Origin of the sequence: Aurantibrevibacter litoralis, assembly GCF_034651555.1 — a bacterium.
Lineage (GTDB): Bacteria > Bacteroidota > Bacteroidia > Flavobacteriales > Flavobacteriaceae > Aurantibrevibacter > Aurantibrevibacter litoralis.
Genome location: NZ_JAYEEQ010000003.1, coordinates 68,897 through 94,571, shown reverse-complemented (window position 1 = coordinate 94,571; position 25,675 = coordinate 68,897). Strand labels below are relative to the sequence as shown.

Here is a 25,675-nt window from a genome sequence, read left to right as displayed (position 1 = left end):
TATATTTTTAAATTTGCACGTTTTAAAATGTTCCATTTCTGAAGGCGTAAAAATTAAAGTGACTTTACTACAAATATTACATAATAAAGATGAAATGAGCCATGCTAAAAAGTGTAACACATTAGAGAATGATTATTGGCGAGTTTCATTCCTGTGCTGAGCGCAGTCGAAGCATGACCAATTTGATAAAATAAATACTAATACATGAAAAAAACATTATTTGACAAAGTATGGGATGCCCATGTCGTTCATAAAATAGAAAACGGGCCTGATGTCCTTTTCATTGATCGGCACATGGTGCACGAGGTTACAAGTCCCGTTGCGTTTTTAGGGCTAAAAAGCAGGGGGATTAAGGTTTTATATCCTGAGCGTACCTTCGCAACGGCAGATCATAATACGCCCACTATCAATCAGCATTTACCGGTAGCCGATCCATTATCCGCTATTCAATTGAAAGCATTGGAAGAAAATGCCAAAGCACATGGTATTTCGTATTGGGGGTTGGGTCATGAAAAAAATGGCATTGTCCATGTCGTTGGTCCGGAATATGGAATTACCCTTCCTGGAGCTACTATTGTTTGTGGTGATTCTCATACCTCTACGCACGGTGCATTTGGTGCTATTGCGTTTGGCATCGGAACCTCTGAGGTAGAAATGGTTTTGGCCACCCAATGTATTATGCAGCCCAAACCAAAAAGTATGCGCATAACCATTGACGGAGATTTAAATTTTGGTGTAACACCAAAGGACGTGGCTCTTTTTATTATTTCCAAATTAACAACTTCCGGAGCTACAGGCTACTTCGTGGAATATGCCGGAGAAATATTTAGAAATATGAGTATGGAAGGCCGTATGACCGTTTGCAACCTAAGTATTGAAATGGGTGCTCGAGGCGGTATGATTGCGCCTGACGAAAAAACCTTTGAATATATTGCCGGACGCGAATTTACACCCAAAGGGGCAGAATGGGAGAAAGCAATGAGCTATTGGGAAACGCTCTATACGGATACCGATGCGCCTTTTGATAAAGAATTTCGTTTTAATGGTGCAGACATTGAACCTATGATTACTTATGGTACCAACCCTGGAATGGGTATGGGGATCACCAAAGACATCCCCACATCAGACGCTGTACAAGGTGGTGCATCAACCTATAAAAAATCCCTGCAATATATGGCCTTTAATGAAGGAGAAGCTATGATTGGAAAGCCTATTGATTTTGTATTTTTGGGGAGTTGTACCAATGGTAGAATTGAAGATTTCAGAGCCTTTGCCTCCATTGTTAAAGGTAGAAAAAAGGCACCCAATGTTACCGTTTGGCTGGTACCGGGATCGCATAAAGTAGAAACGGCTATTAAAGAAGAAGGGATTCTCGACATTTTGCAAGCGTCCGGTTTTGAATTGCGAGAACCCGGATGTTCTGCTTGCCTTGCCATGAATGATGACAAAATTCCCCCCGGAAAATTAGCCGTAAGTACCTCTAACCGAAACTTTGAAGGGCGCCAAGGCCCGGGATCCAGAACTTTATTGGCAAGTCCGCTCGTAGCTGCCGCCGCAGCCGTAACCGGAAAGGTAACGGACCCTCGGGAACTCATGGAGGCATTAGTACCTAATTGATTTGAGCCTTGTGAATCGTAATTCTATGCGAAAATCAAATCTTTAAGATAAAGCTAAAATGCTTGTATGGGAGCATTAAAAAAACAATAAACGAACACCGAATAATGGCATACGATAAATTTAACATCCTTAAAAGTACCGCAGTACCACTGCCTATAGAGAACGTAGATACCGATCAAATTATTCCGGCAAGATTCTTAAAAGCGACTGAACGCAAAGGATTTGGCGATAATTTGTTTAGAGATTGGCGTTATAATCAAGATAATAACCCTAAGTCCGATTTTGTGCTGAACAATGCGACCTATAGTGGTAAAATTTTAGTGGGCGGTAAAAATTTTGGTTCCGGATCTTCTAGAGAACACGCAGTTTGGGCTATCTATGACTATGGATTTCGATGTGTGGTTTCTAGCTTTTTCGCAGATATTTTTAAAGGAAACTGTCTTAATATTGGTGTGCTGCCCGTACAAGTGAGTCCGGAGTTCTTGGAGACCATTTTTAAAGCGATAGAAGCAGATCCAACCACGGAATTAGAAGTGGATTTAGGTACGCAAAAAATAACACTTTTGGCTACCGGAGTTCAGGAGTCCTTTGAAATTAATGACTACAAAAAGAAGAATATGCAAAATGGTTTTGATGATATTGATTACCTATTAAACATGAAACCAACCATCGAAAAATTTGCTGCAAATACACCTTTATAATTTTAGGAAAGATCATACGTACAACCCATCTATATTGGGATATTTCCAATGAACCCCCTTTACTTAAGTAGCATTATGTGCAACCTTTAAAATGAAGCAAAGAAAAATTGAAATAATGGATACTACGCTCCGAGATGGCGAGCAAACTTCGGGAGTATCCTTCTCGGCCTCGGAAAAACTAACCCTGGCTAAATTGCTTTTGGAAGAACTTAAAGTAGACCGCATTGAGGTGGCCTCTGCCAGAGTATCTGAGGGCGAATTACAAGCGGTAAAAAAAATCACAGAATGGGCCGAAGCGTCCGGATATCTAGAACAAATTGAAGTACTTACCTTTACAGATGCAGGGGTTTCATTGGATTGGATGGAACAAACCGGTGCAAAAACCCAAAACCTCCTCACAAAAGGCTCTTTAAACCATTTAACGCATCAATTAAAGAAAACTCCGGAACAGCATTTTGGCGAAATTGCTGCCGTTTTTGAAGACGCCAAAAAAAGAGGAATCAACAATCAAATTTATTTAGAAGATTGGAGTAATGGCATGCGAAATTCCAAAGATTATGTGTTCCAGTTTTTGGACTTTTTGACCACCCAACCTGTGAAAAGGATTTTATTGCCCGACACCTTAGGTGTCCTAACCTATTGGGAAACTTTCAATTTTTTATCAGAAATCATACAACGATACCCTACCCTACATATCGATTTTCATGGTCATAATGACTACGACCTAGGGGTAGCCAATGCCTTAGAAGCCGTAAAAGCCGGTTGTCATGGACTTCACTTAACCATCAATGGCATGGGCGAAAGAGCCGGGAATGCCCCAATGGCCAGTGTCATTGCAGCCATAAACGATTTTTTACCCGATATAACCACTTCTGTAAACGAATCATCACTGTATAAAGTAAGCAAACTTGTTTCGGCATTTACCGGATTTAGCATCCCTGCCAATAAACCCATAGTTGGTGATAATGTATTTACGCAAACAGCCGGCATTCATGCAGATGGAGATAACAAAATGAACCTTTACTTTAATAATTTGTTACCGGAGCGGTTCGGAAGAAAGCGAAAATATGCACTGGGAAAATTATCGGGAAAAGCTAATATTGTTAAGAATCTCCAAGAATTAGGATTAACTCTTAACAACGATGAACTTAAAAAAGTAACGGAGCGCATCATCGAATTGGGCGATAAAAAGGAACGGGTCACCAAGGAGGATTTACCTTACATTATATCAGATATTTTAGACAGTGAGGCCTATCAAAAGAAAGTGCTTGTAAAATCGTATGTACTTACCCATTCCAAGGGATTAATGCCCTCTACCACCGTGGCTGTTGAAATTGAAGGCAATTGTTTTGAGGCACACGCGCAAGGTGATGGCCAATACGATGCCTTTATGAATGCCCTTAGAAAGCTCTATGCATCCAGAAAATTGAGTTTGCCCAAACTGGTCGACTATGCCGTGCGCATTCCCCCGGGCAGTAATTCGGATGCCCTTTGCGAAACGTTGATTACCTGGGAGAAGGAAGGCAGAGAGTTTACCACCACGGGGCTAGACTCAGATCAGACGGTTTCTGCGATAAAGGCAACTGAAAAAATGTTGAACATCATTTAGGTGAATACGTAAAAAACTAGAAATTAACATTCAATCCAATTACAGTTAAGAAGAACTAAGCATAATAAAGCATGAAATTACACATAGCCCTTTTAGCCGGAGACGGCATAGGTCCCGAAGTTATTGCGCAGGCGGTAAAAGTATCCGATGCCATTGCCAAGAAATTTAACCATGAAATCGTTTGGACTCCAGCCTTGACAGGGGCGGCGGCTATAGATGCGGTGGGAGATCCTTACCCAGAAACCACGCATGAGGTATGTGCCAAGGCAGATGCCGTATTGTTTGGTGCTATTGGGCATCCCAAATTTGACAACGATCCTTCTGCCAAAGTACGTCCGGAACAAGGACTACTTAAAATGCGTCAAAAACTAGGGCTTTTTGCCAATGTGAGGCCAACATTTACGTTTCCTTCCCTTATCGATAAATCGCCCTTAAAAAGAGAACGAATAGAAGGTACGGACTTAATTATCCTTAGAGAGCTCACAGGGGGTATTTATTTTGGAAAACGCGGCAGAGAAGATGAAGGAAATACAGCATATGATACCTGCACGTATACGCGTTCGGAAATTCAACGTTTAGCCAAAATGGGCTTTGAAATGGCCATGAAACGATCTAAAAAACTTTGCTGTGTAGATAAAGCCAATGTGTTGGAAACATCTCGTTTATGGAGAGAAACAGTACAAGCCATGGAAAAAGACTATCCGGAGGTAACAGTCTCTTATGAATTTGTAGATGCTGTAGCTATGCGTTTAGTACAATGGCCAAAAGCGTACGATGTGATGATTACCGAAAATCTTTTTGGCGATATTTTAACCGATGAAGCGTCAGTAATCTCCGGTTCTATGGGATTAATGCCGTCTGCTTCTATTGGTTTAAAAACAAGATTGTACGAGCCCATACATGGATCGTACCCTCAGGCCGCAGGTAAGGACATTGCAAATCCTCTGGCCACCGTATTGTCCGCAGCCATGATGTTTGAAGACTTTGGCCTAACAGAGGAAGCAGAATCCATTCGAAAGGTAGTAAACGAATCTTTGGCTGAAGGTGTGGTGACAGAAGATTTGGCCGATGGCGGAACCTCCTTTAAGACCAGTGAAGTTGGTGATTGGTTAGCAGCTCATATTTAAAAGGCTACCCATCGAAAAAAAAAGAAGCCGTCTAAAATGAATGAGACGGCTTCTTTTTTTCGTTTTAATGGCATTTTAAGTAGGTAATGCCCACTTTTTCTTCTTGAAACGGATGCCCGTTTTTCCTTGTGCCCATAGTAAAGTACCTGCCATAAGCACCCCGGCACCTGCCAGAGCTGCGCCTACCCAATCGGCAGAAGTAAATCCGTAACCCATCGCTATGGGTAATCCGGCCAAATAGGCTCCAGACGCATTGCCCATGTTAAAAGCACTTTGATTCATGGAAGATCCCAAAATCTCTGACCCTTTAGACGCCTTGATGATCGCCATTTGAATTGGTGTAGATATACTAAAGCCCACCGCTCCGATAACAAAGGTCATTACAAGTACCAACACTTTGCTTTCGGCCAAAAAGGTGTTGAGGAGCAACACAAAAACCATCAGCATTAACGAAATAAATACGGCGTTCAGTGCCGAAAATCGTTCCACCATTTTAGCCCCTAAAAAATTACCTACAATCATTCCCAAACCAGCAATGACCATCGCATAGCTCACGACACTTTCGGGATGTCCGGCCACTTCGGTAATCAATGGTGCGATATAACTGTACCAAGCAAAGAATCCACCTGTACCTATAGTAGTTAGTAAAATAAGCGCCAAAAGCTGTGGTCTTTGAAACACTTTTAAGTCGCTTAGCAAGGGTTTTGAAGAGGAAGGCGGAAGGTTAGGCATCCAAAAATATATACCCGCCATTGCCAAAAGACCGCAAATACCAACAATTAAAAACGCAATACTCCAATGGTAATGATGTCCAACATATGTACCTAAGGGAACACCTAACACGTTGGCAAGCGTAAGTCCGGCCATCATAATGGCAATGGCTTGAGCCGCTTTTCCGTCTTTGGCAAGTTTTCCGGCCACTACAGCACCAATACCAAAAAAAGCACCATGCGGTAATCCCGACATAAAGCGTGCTAGCAAAAGCATTTCATAATTCGATGCAAAGGCCGATAGGGTATTGAACACCGTAAACCAAAGCATTAAGGCCAAAAGTACCTTATGCGCAGACCATTTACTGCCTAGTAAAGATAAGGTTGGGGCACCCACTACAACCCCCAGGGCGTAGGCCGCAATAAAATGACCGGCCATAGGAATACTAATGCGGAGGGCATTGGCCACATCGGGTAAAATACCCATGATTACAAATTCCGTCATTCCAATACCAAAACCACCAATAGCCAGTGCAATTAAAGGTTTCAAATTTTTAAATTTCGATTTCATGTTAATCAATTTGGACTACCTAGATTCAAATACGAACTACTATGGCAATCTTTTGTGGGTACAAATTTAGGTGTATTCGAATATTGAGAAGTATGGGCAGTTATCCAATATGTGTTCTATATTACCTTACATACAGAAGAATTTATATTATAAAGGGTAAAATACCCCATATACTGCCTTGATAAATAAGATAAAAAAAACCTGCACCGTATTTTGTGCAGGTTTCCTGGTATTAGGATATCATTTCTTATAAAATGTAATCTGTGCTTACAAAATTGGATAATTTGGTCTCCAATAATTTCTCGAGGATTTCATTATTAATGGCATTGTCCTTAGACGCTACAAAGGTACGCACCGAAAAAGATCGGAGGGCGTCATGCACACTTAGCGTAGATTGGGCTGAATCTTTTCTTCCCGTAAAAGGATACACATCCGGGCCTCGCTGACAGGAACTGTTGAGATTTACCCTGCAAACTAAATTTACTAAGGTATCAATTAAGGGAGCTAAGGCATACACATCATTTCCGAATAAACTTACTTGCTGTCCGTAATTGGAGGCGGCCATGTCATCTAATGGTTCTTCAATATCCTTAAAGGGTATCACGGGAATAACCGGGCCAAACTGTTCTTCATGATACACCCGCATCTCCTTAGAAACGGGATAAAGTACAGCAGGCCAAATATAATTTTCTAGCCGCTCTCCTCCTTTAGAATTCAAAATAGTAGCTCCTTTAGCTTGCGCATCATCTATTAACCCTTGTATATAGCTTGGTTTATCTACTTCGGGTAAAGGCGTTAGTTTTACACCAGATTCCCAAGGGTTGCCAAATTTCAAGGCATCTACGCGTGCTGCAAAACGCGCATTAAACGCTTCTGCAATGTCTTCATGCACATATATAATTTTAAGGGCAGTACATCGTTGTCCGTTAAACGATAAGGTACCTGCCAGGCACTCGTCTATGGTTAAATCCAAATCAGCGTCTGGTAAAATAATGGCAGGATTTTTAGCTTCTAGCCCAAGCACCAAACGCAATCGGTTACTTTTAGGATGTTGCTCCTGCAGTGCATTGGCCGATTTGCTATTTCCTATTAATGCCAAAACATCTACCTTACCCGTCTTCATAATGGGGCTTGCTACTACCCTTCCCCGACCAAAAATTACATTAACAACTCCCTTTGGGAAACAACTTTGAAAAGCTTCTAACAACGGAGTAATTAATAAAACACCATGTTTGGCAGGTTTAAATATCGTAGTGTTGCCCATGATAATAGCGGGAATCAAAAGCGCAAAGGTCTCATTAAGCGGATAATTGTAGGGACCCAGGCACAACACTACACCAAGAGGCCCTCTTTTAATATGCGCATACACCCCGTCGTGCTTCTGGAACTTGGCGGAGTTGCGATCCAATTCCTTGTATTCCTCTATGGTGTCATTAATATAATCCACCGTTCGGTCGAACTCCTTTTGCGAATCGGGCAGGGATTTGCCAATTTCCCACATGAGTAGTTTTACCACTTCTTCCCTTTTTGTTTCCATTTTTTTTACAAACTTCTCCATACACGCAATCCGATCCTTTACGTGCATGGTGGGCCAAATACCTTGCCCCCTGTTATAGGCTTTTAAAGCGCTATCGAGCACCTCCAAAGCTTCTGTTTCTCCTAATTCGGGAATTGTTCCTAATAAGGTAGGTTTGTATTTTAGGGTTGAAGAAATGGTTGAGTATACTTCTGTAGTAGCACCCTTCCATTCTTTTAATTCCCCATCGGTAAGATAGGTTTTTTGTGTTATGGGGTGTTTAATTTGAAATTCTTCCGGAATTATTTGTTGTGTATCGGCCATTTTAATGTGTTAAGTGATGGTGTAAAGATAAGAAGATAAAAAAAGAAAAGGCTGCCTCTTCTAAAGAGACAACCTTACTAAATTGTTAAAAAGACTTATACAATTGGTTTCATAGCCGTCATAGAAGCACGTAAGCGTGCCCCCACAACTTCTACTTGGTGATCTCTAAGTGCTTTATTAACGGCTATGAGTTTGGCATTATCCACGCCATTTCCTTTAGCTTCTCCAAAAGACTTTCCTATAACATCGGTATCAATTTTTTTCATAAAATCGGCCAACAACGGTTTGCAAGCATGGTCGAACAAATAGCAACCATATTCTGCAGTATCCGAAATAACCCGATTCATTTCAAATAATTTTTTACGAGCTATGGTATTTGCAATTAGGGGTGTTTCATGAAGGGATTCATAGTAAGCCGATTCTGCGATGATTCCGGATTCGGTCATGGATTCGAAAGCCAATTCTACTCCTGCTCTCACAAAAGCTACCATAAGTACGCCGTTGTCATAATACGCTTGCTCTGAAATGGGTTCACTTCCGGCCGGTGTTTTTTCAAAAGCTGTTTCTCCGGTAGCGGCACGCCAAGTCAATAGATTTTTATCATCATTAGCCCAATCTTCCATCATTGTTTTAGAGAAGTGGCCGCTCATGATATCGTCCATGTGCTTATGGAACAAAGGGCGCATAATTTCTTTCAATTCCTCGGAAAGTTCAAAGGCCTTAATTTTTGCAGGATTCGACAACCGATCCATCATATTGGTGATGCCACCGTATTTTAGCCCTTCTGTTACCGTTTCCCAACCGTACTGTATTAATTTTGAGGCATACCCTGGTGCAATCCCTTTTTCAATCATTTTATCAAAACACAAAATAGAACCGGTTTGCAAGAGCCCACACAAAATAGTTTGCTCGCCCATTAAGTCCGATTTTACTTCCGCTACAAAAGAAGATTCTAGCACCCCGGCCTTATGTCCGCCAGTGGCGACTGCATAGGCTTTGGCTTGCTCAAAACCTTTGCCTTGAGGATCATTGTCTGGATGTACAGCTATAAGTGTTGGCACCCCAAACCCTCGTTTGTATTCTTCTCGAACTTCGGATCCGGGGCATTTTGGAGCCACCATGATTACGGTGATGTCTTCCCGTATCTGCATGCCTTCTTCCACAATATTAAAGCCATGCGAATACGATAAGGTAGCGCCTTGTTTCATTAATGGCATAATCGTGGTGATCACGTTGGTATGCTGTTTGTCTGGCGTTAAGTTAATGACCAAATCAGCGTTGGGAATCAAGTTTTCATAGGTATCTACCGTAAACCCGTTTTCCTTCGCATTTAGGAATGAAGCCCTTTGTTCCTTTATGGCGGCCTCCCGTAACGTATACGAAATGTCTAATCCGGAATCACGCATATTAAGTCCTTGGTTTAGTCCCTGAGCGCCACAGCCCACAATTACTATTTTTTTTCCTTTTAAAGCCGATACACCATCAGAGAACTCGCTAGATTCCATAAACCTGCATTTTCCCAATTGGGTTAATTGATCTCTAAGGGATAGTGTATTAAAATAATTTGCCATTTTGTATTCTCTTTTTATGGTTTAAATTGATTAACTGTTTTGAAATTCTTTTAAAATTGCTGAAATTTTCATTTCTGATTTGGATACAGATATCCTACCCGAACGAACAAACTGCATAATACCAAATGGTTTTAATTGATGGTGCATTTCATCAATTTCGTTTCTTCGTCCTGTTTTCGCTAGAACGAAAAAGTCTCTGGAAACGGTTACAATTTGTGCATTGTTCTCCTTAATAATGTTTTGAATTTGACGTTCATCAAATAAGAGGTGCGATGCAATTTTGAACAGTGCCGATTCTTGGTATATGGTTTCCTCATCGGTATGATAAAAGGCTTTTATAACCTCGATTTGCTTTTCTATTTGCCCCACAATATTATGTACCCATTTCTCCGTAGTGTGTACTACTATGGTAAATTTAGATACATCGTCAATTTCTGATTTAGAAACATTTAAGCTTTCTATATTAATATGACGCTTTAAGAATATACCCGATATTCTATTCAGCAATCCCACGTTGTTTTCGGAATATACTGATATGGTAAACCATTTATTTTCCATACGTTTCAGAATTTCGCCATTTCGGAGAAATGGGTTGTTTTTATTGGTGTTTTAATTATTAGTTGTTATTGTTAAATTAAATTTATTTAGAATGGGGCTATGATTGAAATTTTAGGTCATATATAACCCCTTTTATTTAATACCTCCAAATGCCCCAAAGCACATATTTTTATGCAATATTTCAATGCTTTTAAAACCCACAGTTCGCATCAGATCTATTTGAAAGTTAATGGATCGCGGGGAGTCCTCTTTATGAATATAATCAAAAACATTTTCTCTATATGCGCTACCATTAATACCTTCTAAATAATCACCATAGCGTTCCCAAATGTAGGTGTCTAAAATGGGGGTTTCCTGCGTTACTAGGTCTGCAATCATAAAACATCCGCCCGGCTTTAACAAAGCGTGGATTTTTTTGAACACATCCTCCCAATCTTGATCATCGCGTAGATGATGTAGAACTGCACCGGCCAACACAATATCATAATGATTATTCTCTAGCGAAACGCTGCGAATATCGCCACGGACAACATGGATTGCTCCGGTTGTTTCTACGGAGACTCTTTGGTATGCTCTATCTAACATCGGGGCGCTTAGATCGACTAAAGTACAGTTTAATTCAGGAATTTTAGAAAGCATTTTTAAGGTGTAATTTCCTGCTCCGCAACCAACATCTAATAAATTTATGGCATTTGGCACCAATCTGAATGATGCTTCTGTAATCAACTCTAATGAAATTTTGGCATCTATTGTGGCCACCTGTCCTGCTTCAAGGTTCGAGAACCTCTCAACATCGTTGTCAAAACGCGCTTCTATTTCCTGTACTGTCGATTTATTCATTTTCTCAATAATTTCGTGCCGCAATAATCAATCCCGTAGACCAATTCATTTTGGTTAGTGTCATATCGTTTCTATTTTCAAGATACCGAATCAGTTGGTTCACGTTGTTTTCATGCCCTTCCGGCCAATTTGGCTGCTGTGTCATATCATCAACCACATAAAACCCTCCAACTTTTACCAATGCCAATACGGCATCAATATCGCTGTACTTACCGGGCCATGCATCGGCAAAAATCAAATCGAACTTTTCACCCTTATAATTTTGTATCCACTCCGACCCATCGGCACAAACCAATTGAACCCGCGCATCACTCCCAAAATACTGTTGGGCAATAGCGATAAGCTTGGGGTCGTTGTCTACCGAAATAATCTTGGAATCGGCATCCATACCATCGCACATCCAAGACAAGGAGCGTCCAATTCCCGTACCCAGTTCTAACACATTAGATTTTGGCTTGGACGAAATCAATGTTTTTAATAAGGTTCCCACGTACAGATCCGAAGACATGGTAAACCCAATCTCATTGGATTTTCTTTCAATTTCTTCATGGATTTTGGGGATGTTCTGAATTAAAGAATCCATCATATCGCTAAGCGCTTGGTGCTTTTAAAAGATAAAAATAACATTAGGTGTTTTTATTTTAATCGAATATCAGAAACAGAAGCACCGGAAGGAATCATAGGGAATACATTCCCTTCCTTTTCCACACAAACTTCTAAGAAAAAAGCGTCATTTGAAGCTATCATTTCTTGAACAGCCACTTTTAAATCCTTGCGCTCGGTAACCCTTTTGGAGGTAATATGATACCCTTCGGCAATTTTTACAAAATCGGGATTGGTCATTACTGTAGAGGCGTAACGGCTCTCAAAAAACAATTCTTGCCACTGCCGCACCATGCCTAAATGATCGTTATTAAGTACCACAATTTTTACCGGGGTTTTATTCTGGAAAATAGTCCCTAATTCCTGAATTGTCATTTGATAGCCCCCATCGCCAATAATAGCTACCACCTCCCTATCCATAGCACCCATCTTGGCACCTATAGCCGCAGGCAATGCAAAGCCCATGGTGCCTAGCCCTCCTGATGTGATATTGCTTTTGGTTTGTCTAAATTTTGCATACCGGCAAGCCATCATTTGGTGTTGCCCTACGTCGGTGACAATAACGGCATTGTTCTTTGAGGCGATATTTATCTCCTCGATCACCTCGCCCATGGTAAGTCCTTCTTTCGTGGGGTGCAACTCGTGCTGTATGATAGATTCATACTCAATTTTATACTTTTCCTTAAATTCATTATGCCAAGAGGTGTGACTATTGGCCTTAATTTTTGGCAAAAGCAACGATAGGGTCTCTTTCGCATTGCCTAAAACAGCCACATCTGCAGTTACATTTTTATTAATTTCGGCGGGATCTATTTCAAAATGGATCACCTTAGCTTGTTTGGCATAGGTATCTAAGCTTCCGGTTACTCTATCGTCAAACCGCATCCCGATAGCAATAAGCAGATCGCATTCGTTCGTTAAAATATTTGGACCATAATTGCCATGCATGCCTACCATGCCCACATTTAAGGGATGATCTGTATCCATAGCCGATAAGCCCAAAATAGTCCATGCTGCCGGGATACCCGCTTTTTCTACCAATGCCTTTAATTGCTCCTCGGCTTGAGCCAATATAACACCCTGACCAAAGACAATAAACGGTTTTTTGGCTGCATTAATTAACTCTGCAGCCGCCTCAATGGCTCCGGCTTGTGGTTTTGGGTAGGGATTGTAGCTTCGCACTCCCGTGCAATGCGTATACGAAAACTGAAATTCTTCTATTTGCGCATTTTTTGTAATATCTATAAGTACGGGACCGGGACGTCCGGATCTGGCAATGTAAAAGGCTTTTGCCATAATTTCAGGAATTTCAGAAGCTCTTGTTACCTGATAATTCCATTTGGTTACCGGTGTAGATATTCCGATAATATCGGTTTCTTGAAAAGCGTCTGATCCCAGCAAATGGCGTGCTACCTGCCCTGTGATACACACCATAGGGGTAGAATCTATTTGAGCATCGGCCAGGCCGGTGACTAAATTGGTAGCCCCTGGACCGGAAGTAGCCATAGCCACGCCCACCTTTCCTGTTACTCTGGCATAACCCTGAGCCGCATGGGTTGCCCCTTGCTCATGTCGGGTGAGTACATGGGTTAACTTATCCTGAAATTTATACAACTCGTCATACACAGGCATAATGGCACCCCCTGGATACCCATAAATTAGGTCAATACCCTCTGCCAATAAGCAATGAATAATAGCTTCGGCACCACTAATTTTGATTGAAGTCTGTTTGCCTACGGTATTTTTCCGTTCTTTTATTGTTTCCATATTTTTAAAAATTCGTGAAATGGTAGTATTTCATTTTTAGTGGTTTACCCTATCGGAATCCACCACACCTTACTGCGTACTGCTACGCTAATTTCATTTAAAATTCGTCGGTAACACAACCTTTGGAAGCGGAAGATACCGTTTTGGCATATTTATAAAGTGCCCCACGATCTATTTTTAACTTGGGGGCAACCCATTTGGCTCTTCTCTTCGCTAATTCTTCATCAGAAATTTCAACGTTTATGGTATTGTTGACGGCGTCAATGGCCACAATATCGCCATTCTCGACTAAGGCAATATTTCCTCCCACTTGTGCTTCGGGCGATACATGACCAACCACAAACCCATGCGATCCTCCGGAAAAACGTCCATCGGTGATTAAGGCTACTTCCTTACCCAAACCAGCACCCATAATAGAGGACGTGGGTTTTAGCATTTCGGGCATTCCGGGCGCCCCTTTGGGCCCTTCATAGCGAATAATAACCACATCGCCCTTTTTTACCTTTCCTGTTTTAATACCAATATTTACTGCTGTTTCGCTATCAAAAACATTGGCGGTTCCTTTAAAGTATAGCCCTTCCTTTCCGGTAATTTTTGCGACGGCACCATCCGTTGCAAGATTACCAAATAAAATTCGGATATGACCCGTTTCTTTAATGGGGTTATCCAAGGTTTTTACAATGGTTTGCCCTTCGTCCAAATCCGGTACTTGTTCTAGGTTTTCTGCTAGTGTCTTGCCGGTAACTGTTAGGCAATCACCGTGAAGCATGTCGTTGGCCAACATATATTTTAACACCCCTGGAATTCCCCCCACGGCATGCAAATCCTCCATGGAATATTTGCCGCTAGGTTTTAAATCGGCCAACAATGGAGTTGTATCGCTTATTCTTTTAAAATCATCTAAGGTAAATTCCACTTGGGCCGCTTTCGCAATAGCCAAAAAGTGCAAAACCGCATTCGTTGAACCCCCAAGCACAGTTACCAAACGAAACGCATTTTCCAGTGCTTTTTTGGTAACAATATCCAGTGGCTTAATATCACGTTCTAATAATAAACGTAGTGCTTCTCCTGCCGTTACCGCTTCCTGTTCCTTTAAATTGCTGTTACTTACGGCAGGATTAGAGGAATTAAAGGGCAACGACATCCCGAGTGCCTCAATGGCAGACGCCATGGTATTTGCCGTATACATGCCACCGCAAGCTCCTGCACCAGGACAAGCTTTGTGTACTACTTCCTTAAATTCTTCTTCATCTATAGTACCTGCTACTTTTTGCCCATAGGCTTCAAAAGCAGAAATAATATCCAATTTTTTTCCGTTATGACAACCTGAGGCAATTGTGCCTCCATAAACCAATATAGACGGTCTGTTTAAGCGCAACATTGCCATTAAGGCACCCGGCATGTTCTTATCGCAACCCACTACCGTAATTAAGCCGTCATAACTTTGCGCCTGCACCACAGTTTCCATAGAATCTGCAATAATATCCCTTGAAGGTAACGAAAAACGCATTCCCGGCGTACCGTTCGAAATACCATCACTAACACCAATGGTATTAAAAATTAATCCGACCATGCCCGCATTAGCTGCCCCTTTTTTAACATGTAACGCCAAATCATTTAGATGCATATTGCAAGGATTTCCTTCATACCCCGTACTGGCAATGCCAATAAATGGTTTTTTAAGATCCGCATCGGTTAATCCTATAGCGTGCAGCATAGCCTGAGCTGCAGGTAGGGAGACATCTTGAGTGACAGTTTTACTGTATTTATTTAATTCCATTGATAGCACTTAATTTAGCAACCTTAGAAGGTTTGATGCTCAAAGATAGTTGTTTCGATGGCAACGTATTTTTAACAATTTTTAGAGGTTCAAATCCAGTTTTATTATAAAAGACTTATATAACTGTATATCATTTATTTACATTCCTATTTCATATCATATTCAATACTTATTTTTCTTTATGGAAACCATCTTTACTCCCGAATCCATTTGTGAAAAAACACGCTTCAACCTCGCCTGTGAAGTGCTTCTCAGGACTACAATTACGAAACGTTTGGGATCAAAAGCGCGTTGTGGAATAAAATAGGATGTGCTATGGTATGGGTAGCATTACGAACAACGCTCTAAAGGAAATCTATTTGTAGGGTATGCCTTGTATTCATGGTACCGCAAAATGAAACAGATTATAAACTCCCAAAATTAACGCTAAGCACAGAATTCCATTTCACTGTATACTACGACACCCATCTTCAATATTCGGTAACCGAACTCTAATTCTCACCTGTTTTAATGCGCTACAGTTGCATTTTCGGCAATGCCTTTGTCAAATTTAATTAGTTTCCGTTTTTCATTCCAATAGCTTCTAATCATACTTATGAGCTTTCTTAAAACAGTTCATTTAGAACATATCATGATTTTTGTAGTACGCCGTGAACTCCCCATTGCTGTGTAAATTTAATTAAAATAGCCCCCGAACACGAGCGCAGCACCCAATTTGATTAAATTTGATATCAATGAAGACATTTTCCGAAATAAGAACGTTGCATCGTGATTTTTTTTTGAGCGAAATCACGAAGTCCATTTTGTACCGAAAATCGGTTTTAAAAAAGCTATATCAGGAGATCGTTGTCCGAGAGGATGCCATTTGCGATGCGCTTTATGCCGATTTTAAAAAGCCCAAATTTGAGGTACTGCTTTCGGAAACTCAAATTGTGCTGGCAGAACTAAAACGATGTATTCGCAAATTAGATTCATGGTCTCGTCCAGAACGGATTAGGTCTGCTGTAGTAAATTTTCCCTCTTCAGATTGGATCTACAAAGAACCTTATGGCAATGTGTTGGTTATTTCTCCATGGAATTATCCATTTATGCTGGCTATGATGCCGCTAATTGGCGCAGTTGCTGCAGGAAATACTGTGATTGTGAAACCTTCTGAAAAATCGCCAAACACCTCGGCTCTTTTAACACAAATTGTAGGTGCCGTTTTTAATCCGAACCATGTGCAGGTCGTTTTGGGTAACGTTGCTGTAGCACAACAACTTTTGGCACTACAATGGGATTATATTTTCTTTACCGGGAGCAGCAATGTTGGCAAAATAGTATACGAAAAGGCCGCCAAGCACCTAACACCGGTAACACTGGAACTGGGTGGTAAAAATCCCTGTATTGTAGATACATCTGCCTCTATAGATTTAGCGGCAAAGCGCATTGTCTGGGGTAAATTTTTTAATGCCGGGCAAACCTGTGTGGCTCCGGATTATATCTTGGTACATCAACAAGTGAAACCGATGTTTACCCAAGCATTAGTGAAATGGATTACTTATTTTTACGGTAATGATATAGCGGCATCCCCCCACTTTGCTCGCATCGTGAATTCTGATCATCTCCGAAACCTTATAGAAAAACTAAAGGATGAAACTATCATTTTTGGGGGTACTTGGGATAGTACAACGAATTACCTTTCTCCTACTTTGGTGGACAGCCCTTCATGGGACAGTGCATTGATGCAAGACGAAATTTTTGGCCCCATATTACCCATTCTCTCGTATGAGTCCGAAGCAGATATTGAACATTGCCTTACTAAATTTGGCAAACCTTTAGCAACATATATCTTTTCGAACAACAGGCGCTTTCAAAATACAATTATCGCCAATTACAGTTTTGGTGGCGGCGTAATTAACGATGTTTTAATTCATTTAGGGAATCACAGGCTTCCGTTTGGTGGGGTAGGCCAAAGTGGTATGGGTGCTTATCGCGGAAAGCGTACTTTTACAACATTTACCCATCATAAACCTATAAGCAAAAAAGCCAATTGGGTAGATATCCCATTGCGTTATGCACCTTATACCCTTTCAACAAAGATTGCGAAAGCGCTAAAAAAATTCTTTTGAAACAACAATCGTCCTTTTTTAAGAAATTTTGCAGCACATCTATCCTCCTAAAAATGATACCTTTGTTGTCTCCAAACACAAGGTAAAGCTATATAGTATAAGTATTGATTTTAGAATATAATTTTTATGATTACCATTAAAGAAGCCCTATCAAAATCGGAATTAAAAGCCTTTGTAAAATTTCCGTTTCGCTTGTACAAAGATTCTCCCTATTGGGTACCTCCCATTATCTCGGATGAATTGGATACGTTCGACAAAAGTAAGAATCCCGTTTTTAAGGATGCCGATGCCCGTTTTTTTCTGGCGTATAAAGGAAAGGAAATTGTGGGGCGTGTAGTCGCAATCATTAATTGGATTGAAGTACGCCAACAGCAGGTGCGAAAAATGAGATTTGGATGGTTTGATTACATTGATGACCCAGAAGTATCAAAATTATTACTTGATAAAGTGACTGAAATTGGAAAGCAACACGAGTTGGAATATTTAGAGGGTCCGGTGGGCTTTTCTAACTTAGATAAGGTTGGGGTATTAGTAGAAGGGTTTGATTCTATAGGATCCATGATCACCTGGTATAATTATCCGTACTACGCTTCCCATTTAGAACGACTGGGTTTTGTAAAGGAAAAGGAATATATGGAAAACAAATTCCCTGCAAAGAATGCCGACCCCAAACTCTTTGTTAAAATTCAGGCACTTATAAAACAGCGGTACGGTTTACGAGAGTTGCATTTTACCAAAACGTCAGAAGTAATGCCCATGGCCGATAAAATGTTCGATTTGTTTAACGAAACCTATGCCAAACTCTCTTCCTTTGTGCCTATTACAGAAATTCAAAAGGAGTATTTTAAAAAGAAATATATCAGCTTTATTAACCCGGAATACATCAAATTTGTGGTCGATAAAGAAGATCGACTCATTGCTTTTGCCATTGTTATGCCCTCATTTTCTGAAGCCTTACAAAAAGCCAAAGGAAAACTATTCCCTTTTGGTCTATTTCATCTATTGCGCGCCAAAAAAAGGAGTAAGGACGTTTTATTTTATTTGATTGGGATTCATCCAGACTATCAAAACAAAGGCGTTACCGCAATAATTTTCAATCAATACCACAAAACATTTACCGAAAAAAAAATAGAAATGTGCTACCGCACTCCGGAATTGGAAGAAAATGTTGCCATTCGCCAAATGTGGAAACATTTTGACCCCGTTATTTATAAAAGGCGACGCACCTATAAAAAGAATTTATAACCCCATAGTACTCTTGGTGTACATTTCCTTTTTTATCCCAAAGCTGCCTTAGACAGGTGTAACCATGAAGAAGAAAGCTTTTTCGTGCCTAAAGCAACGGAGATCACTCTTTGTTTGTTTTCAAAAATTAACAGTACCGCAGTACTAGGAAATTATACGGTACAAATACGAAAATTAATACCAACCCGATTGTATAAGGATTTTTACTTCACCAAACGTATCTCGCTTTTTTCTGAAATGCCATTACTAAGGCGGAAATACGCACAAAAAGTCCTAATATAAATCCCAATCCGGTTACACATTCAATCCCCTTGCCAAGATAAACCAGAGCCAAGCCGTAGGGCTTATTTTTGAACTGATCCCATTCCGAATAAGAAACCATAAGATCATTGTTAAAAATCTCCAAGCCGTGGAAGAACATTAGCGCTCCGGTAAAAATACGAATAAGCGCAAAAACGCTAGCCTCCCCTTTTAAAGCATCCGAAGAAAATAACCAATTCGTTTTCATTTGTACCAGATCTTATCTTTTTAATGACTCATATAGTTCAGCTCGGAATCACAGGATAACAACAAATATTGCCTACCTAGTTGGGTTACCAAATTATAAAAATAAGGGCGTTTTCACACGCTGTTCGCTTTATCTTTTTGAAAAAGCAAAAAGGATGCCGCTGCCATCGTTAACGCAAGTGTAGAAGGTATTGCCAATTAAATTACATGCCCTATATCCCGCTTTACCAATCAAAAATTAAAACCTAAAAGGGTAAGTCCTCGTTGTACGTCCTCATTTTGCATAAACAAATTCCATAACAAGCCACTTCGGTAATTCTCTATCATGATAATTTGTGGCCCCTGATCTATAGCTAAATAGGCCTCCGAAGTCCAATACGCATGGGTTGGACTAAATGCGTCGTAGAAACCGGCTGGCCCCAAAAGTTGGTCTTTTTTACCATAAAAAAAGTGCATGGCGCGCAGCGCCTCCTCGGGCGCATAAGGCAGTGAGGCAATTGCCGCTGTAGGGGCAATGATTCCCAAATCGTTTTTAGGGTGATGTGCAGAATAACCTAGACTACCATCGGCGTTTCGCGAATAGCTGGCCGTTAGCCCCCAGGCGTCCCTTCCATAATCTACGTAGCCCAACGGATTTTCTACACAGTAATTATAGTTGATCATTACGTGGTTTTTAGCCACCTCCCAATAATTGACAAATTCGTCTGAAAGCTGCCTTGGATCCAATCCTAAAAACGAATAATGCGCCCAAAATAAAGGACCACCAAAGTCATTGGCTCCGGAGTGCTGCACCAATAAAGGAAAACCGTATTGGGAATTGTTGGCTCTTATACTCCCGTTGGCAGCCCATCCGTTATTATAAACATCCTTAGTTATGGCATATTCCGGTGAGGCTGCCGCCATAACAAAGGCGATTAAAGTTTCATTATACCCCTTTAGTTCCAGATTTATGGCAAAACCGTTGTTGGGACTCCAATGCCATAAAAGCCTGTTTTGGTTATTGGTGTACCAATTCCATTCTACCCCTTTCCACAACCGATCTGCCGAAGCAGCAAGTACAACTTCTTCTGGACTCCCATTTTTAAAGTATTCGTAAATACATACGAGTCCTTGTGCTAAAAAAGCGGTTTCTACCAAATCGCCACCATTATCCAAAGGACTGAATGGAATAACCCGACCATTGGTGCCGTTCACCCAATGCGACCATGCCCCATGAAACCTATCGGCATTTTCAAGAAAATCTACTATTTTTTGGAGTCGATCTACCGCCTCCTGCCGCGTTACAAATCCTCTTTCGATACCCACCAAAATGCCCATCAATCCAAATCCTGTGCCTCCTATTGTCACAACATTGGCGTCTAAAGACGGATTATTAGGGTGAAACCGTTCTTTGGCTGCAGCGGAGTTGCTTTCCGCAAAATCCCAGAAATATTTAAAGGTTTCCCTTTGGGTTAAATCTAACAAGGCCTCATCACTAATTACCGGCAAGGGTACCGCAGGAGGTGCTTCACTGCCATTTTCTTCTGGTAATTCCGAAATCCCTATAGGGCTAGAACCATCATCCGAAGTACAGGCCGTCAGAAAAAATCCGAAAAGCAATACGACATAAAATTTAGTCATTATTTTCAATGCTTAAATATGAAAATCCTAGTTTTTCGAGCCCCAATAAAACATCTTTATTACTCATGAATAGGCTCCATAACAACCCTGTTCTATAATTCTCTATCATTACCGGTATGGGCCCTTGATCTATGGCCAAATAGCGGGGCAAGTACCATTTGTGTTCTACACTGAAGGCATCATAGGGGCCGTATTTCCCAATCAAGGTATCTTGTTCCGTGTACATATAGCGTAAAAATTGTAAGCTTTCTTCAGGTGTATAGGGCATGGAGGACAAGGCCGCTGTGGGCGAAATTACCCCCTCGTCATTTCCAGGTCTGTGACCGTCATATCCTTTGATGGAATAGCTTGATGTGAACCCCCACAAATTTTCACCATATCCCTTAAATCCCAGTGGATTATCTAGGGCATAGGCATAATGTATCTTGGCGTGGTGGGTATTCAACTTCCAATAATCAGCAAATTGATCTTGTAATCCGTTGGGGTTTAATCCCAGATACGAATAATGTGCCCAAAATAAAGGGCCTACCGGGGCATCGTCGTGTTCGTAATGATCTAATTCCGTTCGCAACCCATAATACACGGTATCTTTTGATATGGCTCCCTTTCTGGCCCATCCTTTTTCGTACACTTCCTTTGAAATAGGATGCGTGGGCGATGCGGCAGCCAGCACATACATAATAAGGCATTCATTATAACCGCCTACAGGAAAGTTCATTTCCCATCCAAATTTAGGAGACCAATGCCAGTACAAGACGGTTTCGCCACCCTTGGTATACCAATCCCACTCTACGGTTTCCCAAAGTTGTTGTATTTTCTCCCCTACTTTCCTTTCCCGTTCATTATCTTGGTTAAAATAAGCCTTTGCAGTTAATAGACCTTGAATTAAAAAGGCGGTTTCAACCAGATCACCGCCATCATCTTTGGCGCTAAAAGGAGCTGTTTTCCCATTGGGATACAGCCAATGCGGCCAAGCCCCGTGAAAACGGTCGGCTGTTTCCAAAAAACCTACTATCCGCTCAAAGCGGGTTAAGGCTTCCTCCCTACTTATAAATTTTCGTTCGACTCCAACCAATATGGCCATAAGGCCAAATCCTGATCCTCCTGTGGTTATTACGTCTTCATCATTCTGGGGATAAATACCATCTAAATGAACACGCTCTCGCGCCAAGCCCGAAATGGGTTCTGCGCCTTCCCAAAAATAATTGAAAGTCTGCTGTTGCACCTTGTCCATTAAGGCTTCATCGGACCATTTTTTTATCGGTAATGTCTGTACTATACGCTCCTTTTCTTTGTTTTTTGGACCGTTGCACCCAACAACAAAGGGTACAACAGCCAAAAAAACAACTACTACAACTAACCTCATAACTACAACTAACTCAACAATATTCGTAAATTAACCATTGGGGATTATACCGTAAAACCCATGATATTTTTTTGGGAACTAACCCTTATTTATAAATCAAAATTTCGGATATTTTGAATTTCGGATTGGGTTAACGCTTTATTGTATAGCCGTAGTTCATCTATAAAACTAGGATCGGACAAGTGCCCCCATTCTGTAAATCGCGGGGCGCCAGATCCTATGGTCAGCATATCTACCCCCGACCAATCCATGCCAGAAAAATCTCCTTCAGAAACCACTTCACCATCAAAATAAACCGCAGCATGACTGCCTGAAATGGTAAACGCAATATGCACCCATTCTCCTGCGGTTGTATCCAAGGTAGCACTTGCACCGCCATCAAACCAACTTTCGCCGGCCCCGGTGCCCACATTTAGCTTTATAATCTGATTTGCAGGGCTTCCTTCTCTAAAGAGACGGAAACCGCTGGTTCTTAGGTTTTGTACATCAGGAAATCCCGCATTATCAGTATCTTGCGGACCCATTACCAGAATTCCGGCCCTATCTGGGTCACCATTTACCTTATACCAAAATGTGGCACTAAATTCCTCGGTGGTTAATCCTGAAGAAGGCACCGTAAGGTAAGCACCTGAGGCTCCTGCAAAAGCATTGTTACCTTTTACTCCTTCGCCTGCAAAGGTGGTTGTACCCACCATAGTAGCCTCCGTGTTTTTAAAAAGCTCTTTATTGTCCCCATCGAAAGGCATGTAGAACATTTCTCCTTCAAAAGTGGGTACAAATCCAATGGCAAGCCCGGATTCATCGGCTATAATGTCCTGTATTTCTCCTTGCGAAAGCGATCTGTTAAAAAGGCGAAGTTCATCCATAGCACTTTGATCTGAAAGGTGACCCCATTCTACAAATCGAGGTGCGCCGGACATAATAGATAAAATATCGGTACCGCTCCAATCTATCCCGGGGAAATTTCCCTGACTTACAATTTCTCCATTAATATATACGGTGGCCTGATCTGCGGCAATGCTAAAGGCCATGTGCGTCCATCCCGTGCCGGGAGCTACATCTGCGGCAGCCCCACCATCGAACCAACTTTCACCGGCACCGGTGCCCACATTGAGCTTGAAGCGTTGATTTCCACCCGCATTTTCTCTAAAAAATCGAAAACCTGCAGTTCGATTATTTGGATTCCCCGGATTGGCCAAATCCGGCGGCCCTACGACTAAAATACCCGCTCTATCGGGGTTTTCATCTAATTTGTACCAAAAAGCTGCACTAAATTCGGTACCCAACAATCCTTCCGTAGGAAAGGTAAGGTAGGCATCTGCAGCACCTTTATATGCATTGAGACCCACAAAACTATCTCCGTAAAACCCTGGCGTACCCACTCTTGTGGCCGGACTTATACTTACCAATTCAATGACATCGCCATCAAAAGGCATATAAAAAATTTCACCGGCATACTTGGGAGTGTAAGCAGGTTCTTTCTCAAAATTTACCGTGGCTGTGGTAGTTTTACCTTCTATATCAGTGCCTATTATGCTGAGTTCATGCGTTCCATCTCTTAGATTATCGTAAACAAAATCAGACACCACTACCCGTCTAAAATCTAAAAAATTGGTAAAACTTCCTATTTCTGTGCCGTTGAGAAGAATACGGACAGCGCTAATTTCTATATCATCGGTAACCTCAAAATCGATGGTAATGGAGGTAACCACTTCCAAAACCTTAATTTTAGTGCCTTCTAGTGGAAAGTTAATTTTCACCACAGGCGCAGAAAGGTCTGCACCGGGATCTACTTTGCTAATACCATCAATTCCTTGGTCGCATCCAAGAAATAGAAGCAGTGCCAACCAACTTGCAAATATGTATTTAAAATTTTTCATTTCTTTTGAATTTTAGTTTGTCCTTTTAATTGTCCCCCAAAATTGGAAACTGATCTACCTGTGCCTGTGGATATGGCAAGAATACTTTGTCCGGTGAAAAAGTGCGTCCGTCGTAACTTAATTCATCGTATCGTTTTAGACGTATGAGATCAAAATATCGTTTCCCCCATTCCATACTTAACTCCGCATATTTTTCGTCGAGCACCTGATCTAGAGTTACACCAGATAGTGGTGGTAAAGACGCTCTGGCTCTTACTTGGTTTACGGCATCATCCGCACTAATAGAAGAGCCACTGGCACCATGTGTCAGCGCTTCAGCATACATCAATAAGATTTCGGCGTACCGAATAATATTGTAATTTTTATTGCTGCCGTAAGCTGTCCTTCCCGGAATGAGTTGAACCGATGGTAAATAATGTTTTCCGCTGCTAAAGAGTGCACGGGAAAAATCATTAATAATATCGCCATCTCTGGTCGTATTGCGCACAAACGCGGGTAAGGTAGCAAAGGCCGGATCGGTCTGCAACTCGGCAATACCGCGATCTGTAAATAGGACACTTGTTTCTAAGCGTACCGTTTCCCCGCGGCTCAACATAAATTTAATGAATTTCATACTGGGCTCAAAGAAGCCCCAACCGCTCCCTGCACCGGTAACTGCGGGTGTCCAATTCTCAGGGCCATAGGGATCGAAAAGGTGCCCTCTCCGATCTCCTTCGCCTTGTCCGAAATCTGAAAATTGCATATCTAACAACACTTCATTACTCAATTTCCCCGGGGTTTTAAACAATTCATAGTAATCGGGAAAAAGACTAAAAGCACCGGAATTGATAATTTGCCCAGCGGCATCAGCTACCACCTGATAGTTTTCGAGTTCTTGATTTGCCATGGCCTTAATCGCCAATGCGGTATGTGTTGTGACTCCGCCCGGAATATCGGTACGCGTGTTGGGACGCCCTTGTGCAAGAAACGGTATGGCTTCGTCCATTTGATCCGAAATATGTTGCATCACTTCCGTTTGGGTCGGAATTTCGGTAACCGATAAAAGTTCGGCTGTATCTGAGGATTCTGGAATAAAAACAGCACCCCACGTTTGCGAAATATGAAACAGCATTATCGCTCTTAGCACTTTGGCTTCTGCAATAAATTGGCTTCCTTGTGCCACACCGGCATCATCTGCCAATTCTTGAAAACGCTCTATTTGTTCCATGGCCGTGTGCGCCGTAATAATATCTACATACATATTCTCCCAAAGCGAATTATACATCCAGTAGTCCTTATTATAATTAAAGAGATCTGTTTCTGCAAAATCTTGTTGATCGCCTAAACCTCCGGCATTTACATCGTCACCGCGAACGGCAAGGAGTAAAGGTTGCTCCCAACCCCTTGATTGAAAAGCTTCGTACACTCCAATGATGGAGAGTTTCATGTCTTCCGTTTTACTAAAATCGGTACCCCCAGCAAAATTATTGTTAAGCTGCGGCTCGTCTAATTTGTCTGTACATCCTAAAATTGCCAGCGCAAGCACGGCACAAAGGATCTGAATTTTGTTTTTTAATAGCAGTTTCATATGTTCATTTTTTTATTGTTTCTGTAACCCATAACCAAGCTTGTTTGTGTGTTGTCTTAGGTAACGGTCCTACGATTTCTTTTTG

General features: G+C 41.4%; 19 protein-coding genes. 6 read left to right on the top strand and 13 right to left on the bottom strand.

The genetic code is table 11. The annotated features are described in order from the left end of the window. Positions 1-204 precede the first annotated feature (204 nt). The 4 genes from leuC (at position 205) to leuB (ending at position 5,054) form a co-directional block, all read left to right on the top strand. On the top strand, positions 205-1,617 hold the full coding sequence (leuC, locus tag U1E44_RS04050; protein ID WP_322929768.1) for a 3-isopropylmalate dehydratase large subunit: 1,413 nt from the start codon (positions 205-207) through the stop codon (positions 1,615-1,617). A gap of 104 nt (positions 1,618-1,721) precedes the next feature. Beyond that, on the top strand, positions 1,722-2,318 hold the full coding sequence (gene leuD / locus U1E44_RS04045) for a 3-isopropylmalate dehydratase small subunit (protein ID WP_322929767.1): 597 nt from the start codon (positions 1,722-1,724) through the stop codon (positions 2,316-2,318). 91 nt (positions 2,319-2,409) lie between these two features. Then, complete coding sequence (locus U1E44_RS04040; protein WP_322929766.1) at positions 2,410-3,927, top strand: alpha-isopropylmalate synthase regulatory domain-containing protein; 1,518 nt, start codon at positions 2,410-2,412, stop codon at positions 3,925-3,927. Positions 3,928-3,998: 71 nt separating this feature from the next. Further along, positions 3,999-5,054, top strand: coding sequence for a 3-isopropylmalate dehydrogenase (gene leuB / locus U1E44_RS04035; protein WP_322929765.1), 1,056 nt, complete (start codon positions 3,999-4,001; stop codon positions 5,052-5,054). 75 nt (positions 5,055-5,129) lie between these two features. On the opposite strand, the gene U1E44_RS04030 is transcribed toward leuB, so the two are convergent. The 8 genes from U1E44_RS04030 to ilvD all read right to left on the bottom strand — a co-directional run bounded on the left by U1E44_RS04030 (position 5,130) and on the right by ilvD (position 15,294). Next, positions 5,130-6,335: an MFS transporter gene (locus U1E44_RS04030; RefSeq protein WP_322929764.1), complete on the bottom strand. Its 1,206-nt coding sequence runs from the start codon at positions 6,333-6,335 to the stop codon at positions 5,130-5,132. A gap of 247 nt (positions 6,336-6,582) precedes the next feature. After that, on the bottom strand, positions 6,583-8,175 hold the full coding sequence (locus U1E44_RS04025; RefSeq protein ID WP_322929763.1) for an NADP-dependent glyceraldehyde-3-phosphate dehydrogenase: 1,593 nt from the start codon (positions 8,173-8,175) through the stop codon (positions 6,583-6,585). A 95-nt stretch (positions 8,176-8,270) separates the two neighbouring features. Continuing rightward, complete coding sequence (ilvC, locus tag U1E44_RS04020; RefSeq protein ID WP_322929762.1) at positions 8,271-9,746, bottom strand: ketol-acid reductoisomerase; 1,476 nt, start codon at positions 9,744-9,746, stop codon at positions 8,271-8,273. 30 nt (positions 9,747-9,776) lie between these two features. After that, positions 9,777-10,304 (bottom strand): acetolactate synthase small subunit, encoded by a 528-nt coding sequence (gene ilvN, locus U1E44_RS04015; RefSeq protein WP_322929761.1) that lies wholly within the window; start codon positions 10,302-10,304, stop codon positions 9,777-9,779. A 132-nt stretch (positions 10,305-10,436) separates the two neighbouring features. Next, positions 10,437-11,144 (bottom strand): class I SAM-dependent methyltransferase, encoded by a 708-nt coding sequence (locus U1E44_RS04010; protein ID WP_322929760.1) that lies wholly within the window; start codon positions 11,142-11,144, stop codon positions 10,437-10,439. A gap of 4 nt (positions 11,145-11,148) precedes the next feature. After that, on the bottom strand, positions 11,149-11,730 hold the full coding sequence (locus U1E44_RS04005) for an O-methyltransferase (protein WP_322929759.1): 582 nt from the start codon (positions 11,728-11,730) through the stop codon (positions 11,149-11,151). A 50-nt stretch (positions 11,731-11,780) separates the two neighbouring features. Next, entirely contained in the window at positions 11,781-13,514 is a 1,734-nt protein-coding gene (ilvB, locus tag U1E44_RS04000) for a biosynthetic-type acetolactate synthase large subunit (protein ID WP_322929758.1), read from the bottom strand. Positions 13,515-13,611: 97 nt separating this feature from the next. Next, a complete protein-coding gene (gene ilvD, locus U1E44_RS03995) occupies positions 13,612-15,294 on the bottom strand; it encodes a dihydroxy-acid dehydratase (protein WP_322929757.1) in 1,683 nt (560 codons plus the stop codon). Positions 15,295-16,028: 734 nt separating this feature from the next. Here ilvD and U1E44_RS03990 point away from each other — a divergent pair. Together U1E44_RS03990 and U1E44_RS03985 are read left to right on the top strand one after the other, a co-directional pair. Continuing rightward, complete coding sequence (locus U1E44_RS03990; protein ID WP_322929756.1) at positions 16,029-17,405, top strand: aldehyde dehydrogenase; 1,377 nt, start codon at positions 16,029-16,031, stop codon at positions 17,403-17,405. A gap of 126 nt (positions 17,406-17,531) precedes the next feature. Continuing rightward, entirely contained in the window at positions 17,532-18,650 is a 1,119-nt protein-coding gene (locus U1E44_RS03985; protein WP_322929755.1) for a hypothetical protein, read from the top strand. Positions 18,651-18,858: 208 nt separating this feature from the next. Here the strand turns inward: U1E44_RS03985 and U1E44_RS03980 are convergent, their stop codons facing one another. The 5 genes from U1E44_RS03980 to U1E44_RS03960 all read right to left on the bottom strand — a co-directional run bounded on the left by U1E44_RS03980 (position 18,859) and on the right by U1E44_RS03960 (position 25,590). Further along, entirely contained in the window at positions 18,859-19,158 is a 300-nt protein-coding gene (locus tag U1E44_RS03980) for a DoxX family protein (protein WP_322929754.1), read from the bottom strand. A 230-nt stretch (positions 19,159-19,388) separates the two neighbouring features. After that, positions 19,389-20,777, bottom strand: coding sequence for a glucoamylase family protein (locus U1E44_RS03975; RefSeq protein ID WP_322929753.1), 1,389 nt, complete (start codon positions 20,775-20,777; stop codon positions 19,389-19,391). Next, positions 20,770-22,143, bottom strand: a complete 1,374-nt coding sequence (locus U1E44_RS03970; protein ID WP_322929752.1) for a glucoamylase family protein — start codon at positions 22,141-22,143, stop codon at positions 20,770-20,772. Before U1E44_RS03970 ends, U1E44_RS03975 begins: the two co-directional genes overlap by 8 nt. Before the next feature lie 89 nt (positions 22,144-22,232). Further along, positions 22,233-24,023, bottom strand: a complete 1,791-nt coding sequence (locus tag U1E44_RS03965; RefSeq protein ID WP_322929751.1) for a LamG-like jellyroll fold domain-containing protein — start codon at positions 24,021-24,023, stop codon at positions 22,233-22,235. 25 nt (positions 24,024-24,048) lie between these two features. After that, positions 24,049-25,590 carry a RagB/SusD family nutrient uptake outer membrane protein gene (locus U1E44_RS03960; protein WP_322929750.1) on the bottom strand — a complete coding sequence of 514 codons (1,542 nt, stop codon included), beginning with the start codon at positions 25,588-25,590 and terminating at the stop codon, positions 24,049-24,051. Positions 25,591-25,675: the final 85 nt, after the last annotated feature.

Bases quoted from the DNA above. Each gene is read 5' to 3' on its own strand.
- U1E44_RS03960 (WP_322929750.1), bottom strand. From the start codon at position 25,590: ATGAAACTGCTATTAAAAAACAAAATTCAGATCCTTTGTGCCGTGCTT.
- U1E44_RS04040 (WP_322929766.1), top strand. From the start codon at position 2,410: ATGAAGCAAAGAAAAATTGAAATAATGGATACTACGCTCCGAGATGGC.
- ilvD (WP_322929757.1), bottom strand. From the start codon at position 15,294: ATGGAATTAAATAAATACAGTAAAACTGTCACTCAAGATGTCTCCCTA.
- ilvN (WP_322929761.1), bottom strand. From the start codon at position 10,304: ATGGAAAATAAATGGTTTACCATATCAGTATATTCCGAAAACAACGTG.
- leuD (WP_322929767.1), top strand. From the start codon at position 1,722: ATGGCATACGATAAATTTAACATCCTTAAAAGTACCGCAGTACCACTG.
- U1E44_RS03965 (WP_322929751.1), bottom strand. From the start codon at position 24,023: ATGAAAAATTTTAAATACATATTTGCAAGTTGGTTGGCACTGCTTCTA.
- U1E44_RS04025 (WP_322929763.1), bottom strand. From the start codon at position 8,175: ATGGCCGATACACAACAAATAATTCCGGAAGAATTTCAAATTAAACAC.
- ilvC (WP_322929762.1), bottom strand. From the start codon at position 9,746: ATGGCAAATTATTTTAATACACTATCCCTTAGAGATCAATTAACCCAA.
- leuC (WP_322929768.1), top strand. From the start codon at position 205: ATGAAAAAAACATTATTTGACAAAGTATGGGATGCCCATGTCGTTCAT.
- U1E44_RS04010 (WP_322929760.1), bottom strand. From the start codon at position 11,144: ATGAATAAATCGACAGTACAGGAAATAGAAGCGCGTTTTGACAACGAT.
- U1E44_RS03970 (WP_322929752.1), bottom strand. From the start codon at position 22,143: ATGAGGTTAGTTGTAGTAGTTGTTTTTTTGGCTGTTGTACCCTTTGTT.
- ilvB (WP_322929758.1), bottom strand. From the start codon at position 13,514: ATGGAAACAATAAAAGAACGGAAAAATACCGTAGGCAAACAGACTTCA.
- U1E44_RS03990 (WP_322929756.1), top strand. From the start codon at position 16,029: ATGAAGACATTTTCCGAAATAAGAACGTTGCATCGTGATTTTTTTTTG.
- U1E44_RS03980 (WP_322929754.1), bottom strand. From the start codon at position 19,158: ATGAAAACGAATTGGTTATTTTCTTCGGATGCTTTAAAAGGGGAGGCT.
- leuB (WP_322929765.1), top strand. From the start codon at position 3,999: ATGAAATTACACATAGCCCTTTTAGCCGGAGACGGCATAGGTCCCGAA.
- U1E44_RS03975 (WP_322929753.1), bottom strand. From the start codon at position 20,777: ATGACTAAATTTTATGTCGTATTGCTTTTCGGATTTTTTCTGACGGCC.
- U1E44_RS03985 (WP_322929755.1), top strand. From the start codon at position 17,532: ATGATTACCATTAAAGAAGCCCTATCAAAATCGGAATTAAAAGCCTTT.
- U1E44_RS04030 (WP_322929764.1), bottom strand. From the start codon at position 6,335: ATGAAATCGAAATTTAAAAATTTGAAACCTTTAATTGCACTGGCTATT.
- U1E44_RS04005 (WP_322929759.1), bottom strand. From the start codon at position 11,730: ATGATGGATTCTTTAATTCAGAACATCCCCAAAATCCATGAAGAAATT.